General features: G+C 55.6%; 17 protein-coding genes. 6 read left to right on the top strand and 11 right to left on the bottom strand.

The annotated features are described in order from the left end of the window. Positions 1 to 17: 17 nt before the first annotated feature. From J7395_RS07975 to J7395_RS07935, 9 genes are all read right to left on the bottom strand, one after another. Positions 18 to 524 (bottom strand): F0F1 ATP synthase subunit B, encoded by a 507-nt coding sequence (locus J7395_RS07975; protein ID WP_209221137.1) that lies wholly within the window; start codon positions 522 to 524, stop codon positions 18 to 20. 4 nt (positions 525 to 528) lie between these two features. Then, positions 529 to 1014 (bottom strand): hypothetical protein, encoded by a 486-nt coding sequence (locus J7395_RS07970; RefSeq protein WP_062951573.1) that lies wholly within the window; start codon positions 1012 to 1014, stop codon positions 529 to 531. A 74-nt stretch (positions 1015 to 1088) separates the two neighbouring features. Beyond that, positions 1089 to 1313, bottom strand: a complete 225-nt coding sequence (locus tag J7395_RS07965; protein WP_007089066.1) for an ATP synthase subunit C family protein — start codon at positions 1311 to 1313, stop codon at positions 1089 to 1091. A gap of 60 nt (positions 1314 to 1373) precedes the next feature. Further along, positions 1374 to 2096, bottom strand: a complete 723-nt coding sequence (locus J7395_RS07960; protein WP_062951574.1) for a F0F1 ATP synthase subunit A — start codon at positions 2094 to 2096, stop codon at positions 1374 to 1376. Between the two features lie 33 nt (positions 2097 to 2129). After that, entirely contained in the window at positions 2130 to 2483 is a 354-nt protein-coding gene (locus J7395_RS20865; protein WP_244204898.1) for an AtpZ/AtpI family protein, read from the bottom strand. A 459-nt stretch (positions 2484 to 2942) separates the two neighbouring features. After that, the gene (locus tag J7395_RS07950; RefSeq protein WP_209221136.1) at positions 2943 to 4286 is read right to left on the bottom strand and encodes a class I SAM-dependent methyltransferase; all 1344 of its coding nucleotides are present in this window, start codon (positions 4284 to 4286) and stop codon (positions 2943 to 2945) included. Positions 4287 to 4377: 91 nt separating this feature from the next. Further along, positions 4378 to 7911 (bottom strand): chromosome segregation protein SMC, encoded by a 3534-nt coding sequence (smc, locus tag J7395_RS07945; RefSeq protein ID WP_209221135.1) that lies wholly within the window; start codon positions 7909 to 7911, stop codon positions 4378 to 4380. Between the two features lie 72 nt (positions 7912 to 7983). Then, positions 7984 to 8580, bottom strand: coding sequence for a thioredoxin domain-containing protein (locus tag J7395_RS07940; protein WP_209221134.1), 597 nt, complete (start codon positions 8578 to 8580; stop codon positions 7984 to 7986). Between the two features lie 233 nt (positions 8581 to 8813). Next, entirely contained in the window at positions 8814 to 9437 is a 624-nt protein-coding gene (locus J7395_RS07935) for a DciA family protein (protein WP_114111253.1), read from the bottom strand. An 82-nt stretch (positions 9438 to 9519) separates the two neighbouring features. Here J7395_RS07935 and mutY point away from each other — a divergent pair, with 82 nt between their 5' ends. Next, positions 9520 to 10590 carry an A/G-specific adenine glycosylase gene (gene mutY / locus J7395_RS07930; RefSeq protein WP_209221133.1) on the top strand — a complete coding sequence of 357 codons (1071 nt, stop codon included), beginning with the start codon at positions 9520 to 9522 and terminating at the stop codon, positions 10588 to 10590. Between the two features lie 86 nt (positions 10591 to 10676). Here the strand turns inward: mutY and J7395_RS07925 are convergent, their stop codons facing one another. Both J7395_RS07925 and J7395_RS07920 read right to left on the bottom strand, forming a co-directional pair. Then, positions 10677 to 10886: a hypothetical protein gene (locus J7395_RS07925; protein ID WP_114111251.1), complete on the bottom strand. Its 210-nt coding sequence runs from the start codon at positions 10884 to 10886 to the stop codon at positions 10677 to 10679. Positions 10887 to 11027: 141 nt separating this feature from the next. After that, complete coding sequence (locus J7395_RS07920) at positions 11028 to 12128, bottom strand: site-specific DNA-methyltransferase (RefSeq protein ID WP_209221132.1); 1101 nt, start codon at positions 12126 to 12128, stop codon at positions 11028 to 11030. A gap of 463 nt (positions 12129 to 12591) precedes the next feature. Here J7395_RS07920 and J7395_RS07915 point away from each other — a divergent pair, with 463 nt between their 5' ends. The 5 genes from J7395_RS07915 to J7395_RS07895 all read left to right on the top strand — a co-directional run bounded on the left by J7395_RS07915 (position 12592) and on the right by J7395_RS07895 (position 18763). Beyond that, entirely contained in the window at positions 12592 to 13599 is a 1008-nt protein-coding gene (locus tag J7395_RS07915; protein WP_209221131.1) for a BMP family protein, read from the top strand. Positions 13600 to 13723: 124 nt separating this feature from the next. Next, entirely contained in the window at positions 13724 to 15373 is a 1650-nt protein-coding gene (locus tag J7395_RS07910) for an ABC transporter ATP-binding protein (RefSeq protein WP_209221130.1), read from the top strand. Next, entirely contained in the window at positions 15370 to 16440 is a 1071-nt protein-coding gene (locus tag J7395_RS07905; protein ID WP_209221129.1) for an ABC transporter permease, read from the top strand. The genes J7395_RS07910 and J7395_RS07905 overlap by 4 nt, the downstream gene beginning before the upstream one ends. An 11-nt stretch (positions 16441 to 16451) precedes the next feature. Further along, positions 16452 to 17393 carry an ABC transporter permease gene (locus tag J7395_RS07900; RefSeq protein ID WP_209221128.1) on the top strand — a complete coding sequence of 314 codons (942 nt, stop codon included), beginning with the start codon at positions 16452 to 16454 and terminating at the stop codon, positions 17391 to 17393. Between the two features lie 65 nt (positions 17394 to 17458). Then, complete coding sequence (locus J7395_RS07895; protein WP_209221127.1) at positions 17459 to 18763, top strand: amidohydrolase family protein; 1305 nt, start codon at positions 17459 to 17461, stop codon at positions 18761 to 18763. Positions 18764 to 18767 lie beyond the last annotated feature (4 nt).

The raw sequence follows: 18767 nt of genomic DNA, 5'->3' as shown, positions 1-18767 counted from the left end.
CGGAAAACCGGAAATTCTTAGTTCAGGCGACCTTTGATTTCCGCGATCGCATTATCGACAAGCTCGTCTGCCTTTGCAGCGGTAACCTTTTCGGAAACCAGTGCAAACGTTGCCTGTGCCGCGATTTCGGCCACACGGGCACGAACTTCGGCAATGGCCTGGGTTTCGAGATTGGCAATACGGTCCATGGCCTGCTGTTCACGACGCTTGAGCGACGCTTTCAGTTCAGCCTGGGCGTTCTCCAGCATGCGGTCGGCTTCCGCCTTGGCATGAGCACGGATTTCATCCGCTTCCTTCAATGCTTCGCGCTGTTTGGCCTGATATTTGGCCAGAAGCTCCTGAGCTTCTTCACGCAGGCGCTGTGCTTCATCAAGCTCCTCGGAAATTTTCTGCGCACGCTTGTCGAGTGCGCCGGAAATACCCTTAACAGCCTTGAAGCCGCCGAAACCGGCAACCAGCAAGAAGGAAAGCGTGGTCCAGGTATAGGGATCGGTAAGGAACGTAACCTCGTGCGGGGTTGCCATCTTCTTACTCTCCTACGATCGCCGAAACAGCCTTGTCGGCAGTTTTGGCCTGAACCTTGACACCGATAAGCTTGTCGGTTGCTTCACGGGCGATTTCGGATGCGGCTTCTGCCACACCTTTCATCGCGTCGTCTTTCGCACCGGCAATGGCCTTCTCGGCATCAGCGGTCTTTTTCGACAGTTTCTTGACCAGCGCTTCGGTTTTCGCAGCATGCTCTGCAGCTGCTTTTTCCGTTGCTTCGCGAATATCTGCCTGTGCGGCATCACGAGCTTCTGCCAAGGCAGCCTCGTATTTCGCGATGGCGGCATCGGTTTCGTCTTTCAACGCCCGGGCCTTGCCAAGGTTGTCTTCAATGGTTTTGTGACGGCGTTCCAGAACTTCGCCAACCTTCGGCAGCGCGATCTTCGACATCAGGAAATACAGGATGCCAAAAATAACGAACAGCCAGAAAATCTGTTCCGAGAACGTCGCAATATCAAACTGCGGCATAGCCTACTCCCGAATTCAACGACACCGGCGAGGGGTATCCTCGCCGGGCCGAGTATTCGCGCAAAAGGCGCCGATTAGCCGAACAGAACGATCAGCGCAACGACGAGTGCGAACAGTGCAATAGCTTCGGTAACGGCAAAGCCGATCCAGCCATACAGTTCAACGTCGCCTTTTGCAGCCGGGTTACGGCCAACAGTCGCAATCAGGCTCGACCAGATGTTACCAACCCCGATACCGGCACCAATCATGCCAATAGCAGCCAGGCCAGCACCGATCATCTTAGCAGCATCGAGTTCCATAACTTCACCCTTTCGAATTTCTTAAAGGCAATCAGAAGAGATCACACCGGTCCACTAGCATTAGTGCATGTGGATTGCATCATGGAGATAGATGCAGGTGAGAATGGTGTAGACATAAGCCTGAAGCGCAGCAATGCCGAACTCCAGAACCGTAATCCCCGTCAGAAGAGCGAACGGAAGGACGCCGAAGATGCCGATCAGGCCGACGAACCCGCCAATCACTTTCAGCATGATGTGTCCGACGGTCATGTTCGCAAACAGTCGGATCGCCAAGCTGAACGGACGAGAGAAATAGGAGATGACTTCAATCGGGATCAGAATGAAGGCCGTTGCGATCGGCGCACCTTCCGGGAAGAACATCCGGAAATAATGCGTACCGTGGCGAACGAAGCCAATAATGGTCACACCGATAAAGATCACCAGAGCCATCGCAAAGGTAACAGCGATATGGCTCGTAAACGTAAAGCTGTGCGGGATCATGCCAAGCAGGTTCCCGAACAGAACAAACATAAACAGGGTGAAAACGAACGGGAAGTACTTGCGACCCGCAGTTCCCACGTTATCTTTCAACATATTGGCGACGAATTCATACATCACCTCGGCGGCACCCTGCCAACGGCCAGGTACCAATGCCCCGCGACGCATGCTGAGCGTCATGAAGCCCGTTACGAGAACGGCTGCGATCACCATCCAAAGTGCGGAGTTGGTGAAGGAAACATCAACGCCAGCAACCGAAAGCTCGGCCAAGGGCTTGATTTCAAACTGCTCTAGCGGTCCAGCCACCGTAATCCTCGCTCAATCTTTTGAGGGCCAAGGCTAATCCTTGTCCCCCTGCTTGCGCTCCCCCATCGCGCGTCCAAGTCCGACAGCACTGTCAAATCCCTTGGCCACCCGATAAGCGTTAAGACCACCGGCACCTGCTCCGAGAAATACAAACAGAACAAGCAACCAGGGCGTCGTATCAAGCACCCGATCCAGCGCCCAGCCAATCAATAGTCCAACAAGAACCGCAGCTATCATTTCCGCCGAAATTCTCATTCCTAATGCCATCCCTTGGGATGGCTTGCCGGTCGCCCGGTTCGGGCTATGCGTTTCTTCACGCTTGCTTGCCACAGCCGCCAACTTGCTTTCAAGCTCTGCTAATGAAGCGCGATCTTTATCATCGCTCATTGTCGTGAACCCCGCTGTGGCAGCCTTGCAAACGTCGCAAGGAAATGCGCGGGCAACATACTTAGCGCCCCATAGGCTGTCAAGCCGTAAAACCCTGCCTTGTCGGGGGGATGCAATTGCATTTAACCATTTGTTTTATAAAAATTTTATTGTCGAAATGTGCTATCATTCACATTTGACGTTAGGCGATAGTCGCACCCGCATTTACCGGAGATTTACCCAAAGCCCGTCGCGCAACCGGCGGTTTCCCTTGGTTCCTGCCCCTTTGAACCGCAGAACTGGCCTTCTGTGTAACGAGTGTGAATTCAATCGCTTTTTATCGATTTCAACCTTTTGCCGCGCGGTTTGGGCCCAATATCGCAATGGTGTCCCGACACCGGTCACAAAGGGGCACCACCTACCTGGCCGATTCATCGCAAATCCGCTCGCATCGTTACCAACAGAAACACCGATCCGCGATTACTTCGGCAAATCGACCGATAGGCGGCGCTGTCCGTCCTGCTGCTGCCAGCCGCTTTCGGATGACGATGCCAGCATCCAGTCAAACTTATGAAATAGCCCCCAGACCGCTGCCAATGTATTGTCTGCTATCTGGTTCATGTCGATTGGCTGTTTATGCAGGATTTCGTCGCGCAACCGGGCCGATATATCCTCAAAGGACGTCTTGCCATCAAACAACGCCAAAAGCCGTGCCAGATCTGGTCCACCTGTGAGGTCAACCGCATTGCCAGTACCATCTGCAAGGACAATCGGCCTGCCCGCATTGTGCACCAGATCGTCAAAGAAGTTGTCGGACGGTGCAACAAAGAACCACGGGCATAAATCGCGATCCGGCATTACGGCTGGGGCCGCCTCACGTTTCACATCCGAATGCACAAGATAGAAGGCATGCAGCGGCATCGCACCACTGTAAAGTTCACAAAACGCCTGCTGATCACGAAGCGGCAAAGACATCAGATCGCGCAGGATTTTCGGATCGGTAATTTGGTTATCAATGCTGTAATGCGCCTTGCCGGTGCCGCCAAAGCCGAAAAAGCCGGTAAAGGCTGCAACTTCAAGCCCGGCTGACGCCGCAAAGTCATAAACACCATGCACGTCATAGGCACATTCAACCGGATGCAGCAGCAGATCGACAATCTCGGGATCGTTTTCAAGCAATCCTTTGATAAAGCCCGGACCACCACCCATTTTTAGCAGCATGTTGCCTTCGGGTAGGGTCGAAAGCAGGCTCCGCGTCATGGCGAGCTGTTCGTCAAGTGTCTTGCCCGGCAGAAGCGGCGCAACCATCTTGCGCCACTCGGTCACGGCAAAGCGGCCATGTTCCCCATACAGCATCGCACCGATGCACCCGTCATCGGCAAGGACCGCAACCAGATCACGAAGGCCCTCTTCCGGAACTTGAAGGTGATGCAGCACACCTGCACAATTGATGTAATCGAACTTTTTCGGTGCAGTCGCGGCGAACTCGCCAATCGTCGCATTTACATAGGTGACATTGGTTAAACCGCGTGCCTCGACGCGCGCACGCGCCACCCTCGTGCTGGCGCTTGATGGTTCAAGATAGGTGACCTGCCCGCCGCAATCGCGCAGTTGTTCCGCCAGCCAGACAAGACTGTCTCCGGTTCCCCCGCCGGCAACAAGTGCGTGAAAACCGGCATCAATCTTTTTGCGGCCACCAAAACCATAATGATTGACCCGGGAAAGAGTATCCATCGGCGGCATCAGCAACCGGTCCTTTTCCTCCTGCGGGTCGCGCATCGGATAAGGAAACTGTTCGTATAACGCGCGGACTTCTTTGGACATTCTGCACACTTTTCCCGGTTGGAGTGTCTCGTCAAGGCTCCCTCTTAACCTAAAGACAGATCCTAACGAAACCCCAATACGGGAAAAATGATCAGTTGGTGAAATCGAGCTCTTTTTGCTCTTTCTGGGAATAAACCTCTGCCTGACGCAGATCCACCGACACCAGCGAGGAAACGCCTCGTTCCGCCATGGTCACACCAAATAGGCGGTTCATGCGGGCCATGGTCATGCGATGGTGGGTAATCACAAGGAAGCGCGTATTGGCGTGGCGACCAATCGCTTCAAGCAGCTTGCAGAACCGGTCCACGTTGGCGTCGTCAAGCGGTGCATCAACTTCGTCAAGCACGCAGATCGGGGCCGGGTTGGTCAGGAACACCGCAAAAAGAAGCGCAACAGCGGTCAATGCCTGCTCGCCCCCCGAGAGCAATGAAAGGTGCTGCAATTTCTTGCCCGGCGGAGATGCCATGATCTCAAGACCGGCTTCAAGCGGGTCATCCGCGTCGGTCAGCATCAGATGCGCGCCACCACCGCCAAACAGCCTAACAAACAGCTGTTGGAAATGCTTGTCGACTTCGTCAAATGCGGCCTTCAGACGGTTTCGCGCTTCCCGGTTCAGCTGGTTGATGCCGTTGCGCAATTTATCAATCGCTGCAATCAGGTCATCGCGTTCGGAAACCAGCGTGTCTTTCTGTTCTTCCATCTCGGCCAGTTCGACCTCGGCGCGCAGGTTGACCGCACCAAGGTTTTCGCGTTCGCGCGACTGACGTTGCAAACGGGCTTCGATATCGTCTTCGGAAGGCAATTCCTTGGTCTGGTCGATTTCGGCCAGTTCAACAAGCTGATCGGGGGTGGCATTAACCCGTTCGCGAATGCGTTCAATCAAATCTCGGCGGTGCTGTTCTGCCTGTTCCAGAAGTGCTTCACACCTAACCCGGCCTTCGCGGGCCTCGGCAAGTTTCTGTTCCGCTTCTTTCAGGTTGTGATCTGCTTCGCGCTGCGCATTTTCGGCACGTGCCAATTCATCAGCCGCATCCTTGCGCGCCTGGTCGGCTATTTCGATCCGGTCCGAAAGGATCGCACGGCGTTCCTCGATCTCGTCGGGCTTAAGCTCAAGCTCCTCGATCTCCATCCGCGCTTCTTCCTGACGCTCGCGAAGCTGGGCCACACGTTCACCCGCCCCCGATGCGCGATCATTCCAGGATGCGATTTCGCTTTCGACAAATTCAAGGCGCTTGCGACGGCCTGATGCGTCACGCTGCATCCGTTCAAGCTGGCTTCGCGCTTCCATCTGATCGGCACGCGCATCCGAAAGCTCGGCACGTTTTTCAATCAACTCTGCCTTGATTTCCATCAGGCCTTCGCTCGATTCCTCGGGCGTTGCGGCAAGCTCTTCCTGCTCGGCGATCAGTTCGTCCAGATCCTGCTTGGCGCGCTTTTCGGCTTCTTCAGCATGTTGCAGACGACCTTCAATGGCGCTGGCGTCACGTTTGATATTGGCAATTTCCTCACGCGCGCGGGCCAAAGATCCCTCCGCCTCGCGAAGGGCGCGGTGGGCTTCCTGTTCGCCATTGCGCGCGGCTTCGATATCTTCTTCAAGACGTTCGACATTTTCACGTGCCGTATCGGCCTTTTCGACCGCAAGTTCGACCGCTTCGTCGACTTCCTCAAGCTCAAGGCGTAATTCTTCAAGTCGATTACGTTGTCTCAACCGTGCCGCAGCCGGAAGCTCCGCACCAACCTTGATGCGATAACCGTCCCACCGCCAAAGCGCACCTTCGCGCGACACCAGCCGTTGCCCGGTTTTCAGCGTTTTGGCCAGCCAGTTCCCGGTTGCCTCGTCATCGACAACCCCGATCTGCCAAAGACGGCGGTTAAGCAATGCCGGACCTTCAACAAATTTTGCCAGCGCCTGAACCCCTTCGGGCAGGGCCGGGTCATCCGCGCCGGGATCGACCGCCGACCAGTGCATCGGCGCATCTTCGGTATCGGGTGCATCAAGGTCTTCGCCAAGTGCCGCAGCCATCGCCATTTCAAGACCGCTGGTCACCGAAAGCTTTTCGATCACCGCCGGGAATTGCTGATCGGCACTTCCCTTGACCAGACTTTCAAGTGCTTCGATTTCGGCCACAAGCCGTGCCTTGCGGCTTTCAACATCACGAAGCGCATCGCGCGATGCGGTTTCGGCTGTTTTCAGGCTGTCTTCACGATCCCGCAATTCGGCAAGGCGCATCTCGGCTTCTTCGATGGCAAGCTTGCGCTGCTCGCAAAGTTCCTCGCATTCCTCAAGCGCCAGACCGGCTTCTTCAAGGGCATCGGTAAAATCGGCTTCAACCCGGATATCATCAAGGCGGGCAACCGCCTCGTCATAGCGTTCTGTCAGACGCGACCGGCGGGCGGAAAGTTCGCTTAGCCGCTGCTGAACGCTTTTAAGTCGGGCTTCCTCGGCCGCGGCCCGGCTGGTCAGCTCGTCAACCTGCCCTTCCAACGTCTCGACCCTTGCGGCCTGCTCGACGGCGCGTTCCTTTGCCTCGTCAAGCTCATCATCCTCGCCGCCCTGCGCCTCGCGCAGTTCTTCGCGTTCATTTTTAAGCTTGTTCAGGGCACCTTCGGCGTCACTTGCCAGTTCGGCTTCACGTGCAAGATCGGCATCAATCTGCTGAATGCGCGCGCGAAGCTGCGACATCTGGGTTTCGATCTGGGCCTTGTCCTTGTCCAGCCCTTCGCGCTCGATCAGCATGCGCTGCAGGGCCGCTGCCGCATCGCTTTCCTTTTTGCGAAGTTCGGGAAGGCTTGCCGCGATATGGGCCTGAATGGTGGTGGCCTCGGTCACCTGACCGGTCAGGTCACGCACGGCACTTTCACCAAGTACCAGCAATTCACGGGCATCTGCCTGCCGTTTGTCGGCATCTGTCCAGCGGATGTGGAACAGCAATGCTTCGGTCTGGCGAATACTTTCGGAAAGTTTGCGATACCGTTCGGCCTGTCGGGCCTGCTTTTGCAGAGACGCGATCTGGCTATCAAGCGTCACCAGAACGTCTTCAAGACGTTCCATATTCTGTTCGGCATTTTTAAGCCGAAGCTCGGCCTCGTGGCGGCGCGAATGAAGGCCGGTGATCCCGGCGGCTTCTTCCAGAACAAGCCTGCGCTGGCTTGGCTTCGCCCCGATCAGGGCCCCGATCTTGCCCTGCGACACCATGGCGTTTGACCGCGCCCCGGTTGCCGCATCGGCAAACAGCAGTTGGACGTCGCGCGCGCGGACATCCTTGCCGTTAACCTTGTAATTCGAGCCACCACTGCGTTCGATGCGTCGAACAACTTCAAGTGTCTCGTGATCGTTGAACATTGCCGGGGCTTTACGTTCCGCATTGTCCAGAACGACAGTAACCTCGGCAACATTTCGTGCAGGACGGGACGATGTTCCGCCAAAAATAACGTCGGACATGTCCGAGCCGCGCATCTGCTTGGCCGAGGTTTCCCCCATGACCCAGCGCAGCGCTTCGACAAGATTGGATTTGCCACAGCCGTTCGGACCGACAACCCCTGTCAGCCCGTCTTCCACCAGCAATTCGGTTGAATCGACGAAGGATTTGAACCCCGTCAGCCGTAGCGATTTAAACTGGACCAATCATGCCCCCGGTCCGTCCCTTCCCCTGATTGCCAGATGCCGCATTTGCGGCATCTGGCAAGATCACATTTATCAGTTGGTCAGTTCTTCGACCTTGTCTTCGAAGAACTTCAGATCGCGCGAACCGGCAAAGGTTTCGCCATCGATAACGAAGCTCGGCGTTGAATTGACCTTGAATTCCTGTTCACCGCGCATGCGCGATGCAACGATCCCGTCAATCAGGGCCTCGTCCGCCATGCAGGCATCAACCGCATCGCTATCCATACCGGCAAAACGGACCACCTGTTTGATCCCTTCGATCGGGTCAGATGCACGTGCCCAGGTCATCTGCGATTTGAACAGCATCCCCAGAACACCGAAATAACGATCATCCCCGGCACATTGCGCAACAGCAGCGGCGCGCACAGCAACACCATCCAGCGGATAATCGCGGAAGATCAGTTTCGCCTTACCGGTATCGATCAGCGATTTCTTGATTTCCGGCAGGGTTTCATTGTGGAACGCGGCGCAATGCGGGCAGGTCAGCGACGCATATTCAATGATCGTCACCGGCGCATCCGGATTACCAAGCACATGTTCCTTATATTCCACAGCCTTGGCCTGCTGCGCCCCGACAACACCAATCGCAAACGCGAATGCGACCGCAAAAAACTTAACTGCCTTCAGCAAGGAAACCTCCGTTAAAACAATATTTTGTGATTACAAGCCTGTTGCAGCGCGGGAGTCAACACGCCCCCCAAAAGCGCTAATGAGCCAACGAGTCGCCAACATCGTTTGGAAATGCGGCAACTCCGTGATCACACATTATGGGAAAATGATTCGATCCGGCCCGCACCGGAATAAGGCTTTGGGCCCCTGATTGGCAAATGACTTACACGTGATTTAAAATACAATTTCACCGGCTATTTCTTCTGTCCCGGTTGCCCGCGCGAATGGACATCCCCCGAAATGCGACGTCCAAGTCGGGTCAGCACTTCGCGCAGATGCGGGTCTTCAATTTTGGCGATATCGACTTCGCTGGTTTCGCGGATTGGGCCTTCGGGCACGTTTTCCGGTCGTTTGACCTTGCGTTCGGGGCGGGAAATATCGCCCTGCATCATCTTGATGCGTTCCACCGCGCGATACCCGAAATAGGTATTCACCCGGTCGATGATCTGCGGCATGCGATGCTGCAATTCAATCGCCACCGGCCCGGTCACCCGGATCACAAGCGTCCCACCCCCGGCATTTTCACCCCGTGGCGGGTTGTATTTGACCGGCATGGTGAATTGTTCAAGGTCACGACCGACAATTTCCGCCCAGTGCAAAATAATTTCGGCCTGAAAGAAACCTCGTTTGCGCACCAGTGGGCGCGTCAGATTGCCAACCATGGCAGCGATATTACGCAGGCCCATCCGGCGTTCCGAGCTGCCCATCGGAGTAATTTTCTGTTTCTTTTTGACCGCATTTTTTGCCGCGACCATATCGGCACGCTGATCGGGCGTGCTATGTGTCGGCGTATCGGTCATATCTTTTTGCTTGCTCACGCCCGCTTCTTTCGTAGGGTCTGCTAAAAGAACCTAAACGTAATTACCCGTTTTCATCCCCGCAACATAACACGGGAACGCCGTGCATTTCACCAACGACGAAATCCATCACCTCGGCCGGACCATGCTGGACTGGTACGACCGTCATCATCGCACCCTTCCATGGCGCGCAGAACCGGGCGACGCACAGGACCCTTATCGCGTCTGGCTGAGCGAAATCATGCTCCAACAGACCACCGTGATTACGGTCGGTCCCTATTTCGCAGCATTCCTGCAACGCTGGCCGACCGTAACCGATCTTGCCAATGCCGATCTCGACGAAGTTCTGCATTCCTGGCAGGGGCTGGGATATTACGCACGTGCGCGTAACCTGCATAAATGTGCCAAGGTTATTGCCGATGAGTATGGCGGCCGGTTCCCTGATACCGAGGAAGACCTTCTGAAGCTGCCCGGCATCGGTCCCTATACCGCCGCAGCAGTTGCAGCCATCGCCTTTAACCGCCATTCAAGCCCGGTCGATGGCAATATCGAGCGAGTCATTTCCCGTCTTTTTGCCCTTGAAACCCCGTTGCCCGACGTCAAACCTGAAATCAAGGAAAAGTCGGCGACCCTGACCCCGGCCGACCGGCCGGGCGACTACGCACAGGCACTCATGGATTTGGGGGCAACCATCTGTACGCCGCGTAATCCCGCATGCGGCATTTGTCCGTGGCAGGCCTCCTGCGAGGGCCGCAAATCGGGCATCGCCCCGGAACTGCCGAGAAAACGCAAAAAGCCTGCCAAACCGACCCGGGTCGGATATGCCTTCTGGATACGGCGCGATGACGGGAAGATCCTGGTCCGCCGACGCCCGGAAAAAGGATTGCTGGGCGGACTTTACGAAGTCCCCGGTAGTGACTGGCGTGCGATTGATGCCCCGGACGACGTGATGCTGTCCGAAGCCCCGATCAAGGCCAACTGGACGGCACTGGATGGCACTGTCGGGCACACTTTCACCCATTTCCATCTCGATGTGACGGTTCTTGCCGCCAGCATATCTGAAAGCGATGCCGCGAAGCTTGATGGCAGCTGGACAACAATTGACGGGTTATCGGAATTTGCCCTGCCGACGGTGATGAAAAAAATCGTGCGTCACGCACTGAAATATCGCTGACCACCGCTGCTTCAACCCATCTGTCAAAACACAAAAAGGCCCGCTGCCATTCTGGCGCGGGCCTTTTAAATTCTGTATTCGACCGATCAGGCGTAGATATCAATGACCTGTCCACGGCCCGTACTGCTAGGCGGGGCCGATTGTTGCGATGTTTCGGTTTCTGCCACCTGATCGACCCGTTGGGTCGGCGGTGACTGAAGATCGTTACCACCTGTTTCGGCGATCGGCGCAGTTGCCTGCTGAATCTGGACCGGGTTCGGTGCGTAAGCGGCACTACCTGTTGCGCCAACCTGCATGGGGCTCTCCATCTATCCTTACGGATAATTCCAAGACCCAAGATATAACAAGAATTGCCGTCAAATGCAAAAGGCCGGACGGTTTCACAACCGTCCGGCCTTCCAAATCAGATCATTTTACGCGTGCTGCGCCGCAAAAAATCAGGCGGAAACCTGTCCCATTTCCTTGCGAAGCTGACTGCGCAGATTGTCGATCACAACCAGACGCCCATCACACTTGTAGTGCCAGTAAGTCCAACCATTGCAAGCCTGTGCGCCCTGAACATGGGCCCCGATCTGATGGATCGAACCGGCATTGTCCTTGTGACTGATTGAGCCATCGGCACGAACAAGCGCTGCAACATTGCCGCGGTTGTCATAAATCTTGTCGCCCGGCGCCAGAAGACCGCGTTCGATGACCGCACCAAACGGAATACGCGGAAGCGACCGCTTCGACTCCGTCATCTCGAGGCTCTCGCCATCAAGCATCTGAACCTTGGCAATGCGTTCCTTGGCGGCCTTTGCGTAATCTTCTTCGCGTTCAAGACCGATAAAATGACGGCCAAGGCGGCGCGCTGCCGCACCGGTGGTGCCGGTACCAAAGAATGGATCAAGCACAACGTCGCCCTGACGGGTCGTTGCCAGAAGAACGCGCTGCAACAATGCTTCGGGTTTCTGGGTCGGATGGACCTTTTTACCCTTTTCATTCTTCAGGCGCTCGGACCCGGAACAGATCGGCAGCAGCCAGTCGGATCGCATCTGCAATCCTTCGTTAAGCTGCTTCATCGCTTCATAATTGAAAGTGATCGCCTTTTGCTCGGCGTTTTTCGAACACCACAGCAGGGTTTCATGCGCGTTGCAGAAACGTTTGCCACGGAAATTCGGCATCGGGTTGGTTTTGCGCCACACGATGTCGTTCAGGATCCAGTAACCGATATCCTGCATCACCGTGCCGACACGATAAATGTTGTGATACGAACCGATCACCCAGATCGCACCGGTATCCTTAAGGATACGGCGCGCGGCGGTCAGCCAGTCACGGGTGAAATCGTCATAGTGACGGAAACTGTCAAACTGGTCCCAGTGATCGTCAACTGCGTCGACCTTGGAATTATTAGGGCGCAGCAGATCACCACCCAGCTGCAGGTTATAGGGCGGATCGGCAAAAATCAGATCGACCGACTTTTCCGGCAGGCTGTTCATCAGTTCGATGCAGTCCCCGACCATAACCTGATCAAGCGGTAAGGATGTCTTCTTTGTCATGATGCGTTCCAGGTTCCCCCATATTTCTTGAGGAAAGCATCACCGCAAAAAGTTAATAGACTCCGAAAATTTCCAAGGAGTCGCGACAGTTTCAAAGTAATTTCAGCCGTTTAGACAATCTTAACCGGTTCGGCTCAAAAACAGGAAGATTTTCGTCCCCGACATCAACAGCCCAAAACCCCGGATATTATCGTCGGACTCCATGTTTTATTCTGGTCTGACCGGATTGATGTGGGCCGACATGCCATGCGCATTCGCTGGTTCTGAATTCACGCATCCGTAAATCCACGTAATTCAATACATCCTGATGTGAATTTGATTACAGCAATTTAGCCGAAAACGGCAATTTGACCATTTGGACAACTCTGTATTTGCCCTTCTTCTGATCATGTATACAATCTGCATATCAAATACGCAGAAAAGTAGAATTTCCAAGATTGGCAATAACCTGCAGGGGGACATCATGAAGTCTGGTACTTTCCATCTTTCCCGTCGCGCAATGCTGTCGGCCATGGCCGCAGTAGCCGCGGTGGTATCTTTTGGCCTTGGCGCACCGGCAATGGCCGCCGACCCGATCAAGGTTTCGGCGATCTACACCGTTCCGGTCGAACAGCAATGGGTTTCACGTATCCACAAGGCGCTGAATGCGGCCCAGGAACGTGGCGACATCACCTATGAATTTTCCGAAAACGTCGCCAATACCGACTATGAGCGCGTGATGCGTGAATATGCCGAAAATGGCTCCGCCCTTATTCTGGGCGAAGTTTTCGGTGTTGAACGCGCGGCTCGGAAGGTTGCCGCCGATTATCCCGAAACCGCGTTTCTGATGGGTTCGAGCTTCGGCCCCGAAGGCGACAATTTCTCGGTCTTTGACAACTACATCCATGAACCAAGCTATCTGGTCGGCATGGCGGCTGGCAAGGCGACCAAATCGAACAAGATCGGCATGGTCGGGGGCTTTGCCATTCCGGAAGTCAACCGCCTGATGAATGCCTTTATGGAAGGTGCCAAATCGGTCAATCCGGATGTCGAATTCACCGTGACCTTCATCAATAGCTGGTATGACCCGCCCAAGGCAAAAGAAGCCGCGTTTGCGATGATCGATAAGGGTGCCGACGTCATGTATGCCGAACGCTTTGGCGTTTCGGATGCTGCCAAGGAACGCGGTGTTCTTGCGGTTGGCAACGTGATTGATACCGCAGCCGATTATCCGGGCACCATTCTGGGTTCGGCACTCTGGCATATGGAACCGACCGTTGATCACGCTATTGCCGCCGTCAAAGCGGGAGAATTCAAGGCCGAAGATTACGGCAAGTTCAGCTATATGGCACCGGGTGGCGGCACCGTCGTTCTGGATGCCGCCCTTCTGCCCAATGGAACCGTTGCCGAAGTTGAAGCCAAGCAGGCTGAAATTCTTGATGGCAGCTTTACCGTCAACGTAAATGACGAAGAACCGAAATCTTCCATGTAAGATTTCTTCCACTTTGCGGGCAGTCCGGTTTAAACATCGGACTGCCTTTCGTTTTCGGGGAACACCCCCGCCGCTATCGCAATACGGCCAAGGCGTGACACATAAAAATTAACGGATCAGCCGGATGTCATCTGCTGCCAACCCATCTTTGGAAACGTCCCCGCAATTGCTGCTGCAACTGGCTGCAATCACCAAGAAATTTGGCCCCCTGATCGCCAATCACGCCATCGACCTTGATGTGCACAAGGGCGAAATCGTTGCCCTGCTTGGCGAAAACGGTGCGGGCAAAACCACCCTGATGAACATCCTGTTTGGCCATTATGTCGCCGACGGGGGAACCGTGATGGTCGCGGGTGCGGATGGCATCCTTGCCCCGCTTGAACCCGGTGCACCGCAGGCGGCCCTTGATGCCGGCATCGGCATGGTTCATCAGCATTTCACGCTGGCCGAAAATCTAAGCGGCCTTGATAATATTGTCCTTGGTACGGAACCGATTTTCCGCCTGCACCGCGACCGCACCGGTGCACGGGCCAAACTGACGAAGCTGATGGCGGGATCGGGTCTTAACGTCGATCTTGATCAGCCGGTTCATAAACTGACCGTCGGCGAAAAGCAGCGCGTTGAAATCCTTAAAGCCCTTTATCGCGATGCCCGTTTGCTGGTGCTTGACGAACCGACCGCGGTTCTGACGCCGCAGGAGGCAGACAGCCTTTTTGCAACCCTTCGCCAGCTTGCCGCGACCGGGCTTTCGGTCATTATCATTGCCCATAAACTGGCCGAGGTTCTGGCCGTTTCCCATCGCATCGCGGTTCTGCGCGGCGGCAAAAAGGTTGGCGAAATGGCAACCGATCAGGCCGACCGGCGATCAATTGCCGAATTGATGGTTGGCCGCGATGTTCCGGTCAGCCGACGCAGCGAACGCGCACCGGGCAAACCGGTCATAGGACTTCGGGATGTTACGATTGATCGTGGCGATGCCAGACGTTCCCTTCATGGGGTGAACCTTATGGCGCGTGAAGGCGAAATTCTTGGCATTGCCGGGGTATCGGGTAACGGGCAGGCGGCGTTGGCACAATTGATTGCCGGACTGGATCGTCCCGATGTTGGTTCAGTCGAGATTTTTGGTGAAAAAGTCACGAAATTCGATGCCCATCAGTTCGCCCAGAATGGCATCGCTCGCATTCCCGAAGACCGCCATCATGACGGCATGGTCGGATCGATGACGGTGGCGGAAAACATCGCCATTGAAGATGTCCGGTCCCGCGATTACCAGAAATTTGGCTTTCTTGACTTCGAGGCAATCCGCAAACGGGCCGAACATGCAATTTTAGATTATGATGTGCGCTGCCCGGGCCCGGATGCCCCTGCACGCCTATTATCTGGCGGGAATATTCAAAAACTTATCCTTGCTCGAGTACTGGAAAAATCACCAAAACTGATCCTCGCCAACCAGCCATCACGCGGACTTGACGTTGGTGCGCAATCCGAAGTCCACAGGCGGCTTCTTGAGGCACGCGAAAGCGGGGCGGCGGTGGTTCTGATATCCGAGGATCTCGATGAACTTCTGACCCTGTCCGATCAGATTGCGGTGATTCATGCCGGTCATGTATCGGCAGCAATTGCGGCACATGATATCGACCGGTCCGAGCTTGGCCTGATGATGGCCGGACAGAAAAAAGGCGATACCGATTTCGGGCCCGATAATTTTGAGTCCAGCACAAAGCCCCGCGAAAAAACCGATGAAAATGCCCCAAGATCAGGAGACCCGGCGTGATCCGGTTTGAACCCCGCACCAATCCATCCGCAATCATGGTTTATGGCGTCCCCGTCATGGCGGCAATTATCGCCATTCTTCTGGCGGCGATCCCCCTTGCGCTGGCCGGGGCACCAATCATCAAGGCGTATGGCCTGATGATTAGCGGCGCGTTCGGATCGATGTTTTCAATTTCGGAAATGCTGACACGTGCGACACCGCTGATCCTGACCGGCTTGGCCGCTGCCATCGCATTTCGGGCCAAGCTTTGGAATATCGGGGCCGAGGGGCAGCTTTACATGGGGGCCATGGCCGCCGTTGCCATCGGATCAGGCGTCATTGACGGGCCAAGCTATATCATGATCCCGGTGGTGCTGATTGCCGGGGCTGCTGCTGGGGCGGTGATGCTGATCGGGCCGACGCTTTTGAAAACGCGGCTGGGGGTGGACGAGGTCGTGACCACCTTGCTTCTGAACTTCATCGTCATTCTGTTTGTGCAGATGATGCTGGAAGGTGCGCTGAAAGACCCGATGTCGATGGGGTGGCCCCAGTCCGAACCGGTGATTGATAGCGCCGTCCTACCGCCGCTGATTGATCGGATGCGGGTGCATATGGGGCTTCTGGTCGCGCTGATATGTGCCGTGGCTTTGGCGATTTTCGTCAAGCGCACCGTCTGGGGATTTGAAATCCGCGCTGTTGGTGAAAATGCCGCCGCAGCCAGGTTTTCCGGCATTTCGGTGACCAAAACCATGGTGCTGGTCGCGATGCTGTCTGGTGGTTTGGCCGGACTTGCCGGTGTATCGGAAGTGGCGGGAACCCGTGGCTACCTCGCGACCGATCTGTCGCCGGGTTATGGCTATGCCGGGATCGTCGTTGCCATGCTGGCCCGGCTGTCACCGATTGGCGTGATCATTTCTGCTTTGTTTGTGGCGTCGGTTTTTGTCGGTGCAGATTCCATGAGCCGCGCGATTGGCGTTTCAAGCTATCTGGCCGATCTGATTGTTGCGATGGCGTTGCTGTGCGTTTTGATCGGCGGGTTTCTGACCCGGTTCAAGGTCCATTTCGAACGCCAGAAATCGGCGGGTTAAGGGGAAAGACCATGGAAATCATCGATATCCTTTTGACCGCAAATTTCTGGGCCGCAGCCCTTCGTATTGCAACACCGCTGATTTTCGGGGTGCTGGGCGCGCTGATTTGTGAACGCGCCGGAGTTCTTAACCTTGGCATCGAAGGCATTTTCACCGCCGGGGCGATGGCAGGATGGATGGCTGTCTGGCTGGGTGCCGGATTATGGGGTGGCGTTCTGGTCGCCGCCCTGGCCGGGGGCTTTTTCGGCCTGATCCACGCGATCCTGACCGTGCCGCTTGGCCTGTCGCAACATGTTTCGGGGATCGGGGTCACGTTGCTGGCGACCAGTCTGTCGTATTTCACCTATCGCACGGCATTACCCGATGTGTCGTCCCCGCCGCGGATTATCCCGTTCCAGCCGCTTGATATTCCAATCCTGTCGGATTTGCCGTTTATCGGCCCAGCACTCTTTTCTCAAACAGCCCTTACGATGCTGGCGCTTGTCATGGTGTTTGTCACCGGCTGGGTTTTGTATCGCACCCCGCTTGGCCTTGCGATCCGGGCGGTTGGCGATAATCCGTCCTCGGTAGAGGCGCAAGGGTTATCGGTTTATGCACTACGCATCGGGGCCGTGGTTGCCGGATCAAGCCTGATGGCTATGGGCGGTGCGTTTCTGACCATGTCGGCGTTTGATGCATTTTTCTTTGGCATGATCAATGGCCGTGGCTGGGTTTGTATTGCCCTGACGGTGTTTGCAAGCTGGCGACCCGGCAAGGCGTTGCTGGGGGCGTTACTGTTTGGCGCGTTTGATGCATTTCAGGTCCGCCTGCAAACCGAGGTCGGTGCGTTCCTGCCATCGCAGGTTTTCCTGATGATGCCTTATCTGTTATCGATTGCCGCCCTGATCATTGTCGCGCGCAAGGCCGACTATCCCAAGGCATTGCTGGTGCCATGGTTTAAGGGACAGCGTTGACTTGCATCGCTGCCTTTACCCAAGAGTCTGATGATTTACACGCCCCACTTTCGAAGGATGCCGTCATGCAAGCCGATCTGATCCTGAAAAATGCCAATCTGCCCGATGGTCGTACCGGCATTGATATCGCATGCAAGGATGGCAAGATCATCGAAATCGGGCCGCAATTGCCGATCCTGGCGGCCGAGGAAATCGATTGCGACGGAATGCTAGTCAGCCCGCCCTTCGTCGATAGCCATTTCCATATGGATGCGACCCTGTCGCTGGGCCTGCCAAGGATGAATGAGTCAGGTACGCTGCTGGAAGGCATCGCACTTTGGGGCGAGCTTAAGCCGCTTTTAACGATAGAGGCAGTGATCGAACGTGCGCTTCGTTATTGCGATCTGGCAGTGTCCAAGGGCCTGCTTGCCATTCGAAGCCATGTCGATGTCTGTGATGACCGTCTGCTTGCGGTCGATGCGTTGCTGGATGTCAAAAAACAGGTCGCCCCCTATATCGATCTGCAACTGGTGGCGTTTCCACAGGACGGTTATCTGCGCAGCCCGACGGCCAAGCAGAATGTCATTCGCGCACTTGATAAAGGTGTCGATGTTGTTGGCGGCATTCCGCATTTCGAGCGCACCATGGCGGACGGCGCGCAAAGCATCACCGAACTTTGCGAAATGGCGGCCAACCGGGACCTTCGGGTTGATATGCATTGCGATGAAACCGACGACCCGCTGTCCCGTCATATCGAAATGCTGGCCTATGAAACGCAGCGCCTTGGCCTTCAGGGGCGGGTCGCCGGTTCGCATCTGACATCGATGCATTCGATGGATAATTATTATGTATCGAAACTGATCGCCCTGATGACCGAGGCTGAGGTCAGCGCGATTGCCAATCCGCTGATCAACATCACCCTTCAGGGACGCCACGATACATATCCAAAACGTCGCGGCATGACCCGCGTACCCGAATTGCGCAAGGCGGGTCTTACCGTGGCATTCGGCCATGATTGCGTGATGGACCCGTGGTATTCGATGGGATCGGGCGATATGCTTGAAGTCGCATCGATGGGGCTTCATGTGGCGCAGATGACATCACGTGATGATATCCGGGCGTGTTTTGACGCGGTAACAACCGAACCGGCAAAAATCATGGGGCTTGAAGGATACGGGATTGCGGTTGGCAACAATGCCGATTTCGTCGTGTTGCAGGCCCGCGATACGATCGAAGCCATCCGGCTGCGCGCCAACCGGCTTTATGTCATCCGGCGTGGCAACATCATCGCCGAAACCCCGTTGCAGCAAACCCGCCTGCATCTTTCGGAACGGCCAGAAACACTGCGCGGCGATGATTATGCCCCCCGTTCGGGCGATCAACAGGAATAGCGGA

This window comes from Thalassospira sp. A3_1 (genome assembly GCF_017744215.1).
In the GTDB taxonomy this organism is placed as follows: Bacteria; Pseudomonadota; Alphaproteobacteria; order Rhodospirillales; family Thalassospiraceae; genus Thalassospira; species Thalassospira lucentensis_A.
Note: the sequence above shows the minus strand (reverse complement) of the source record. Positions and strands in the feature narration are given on the sequence as shown.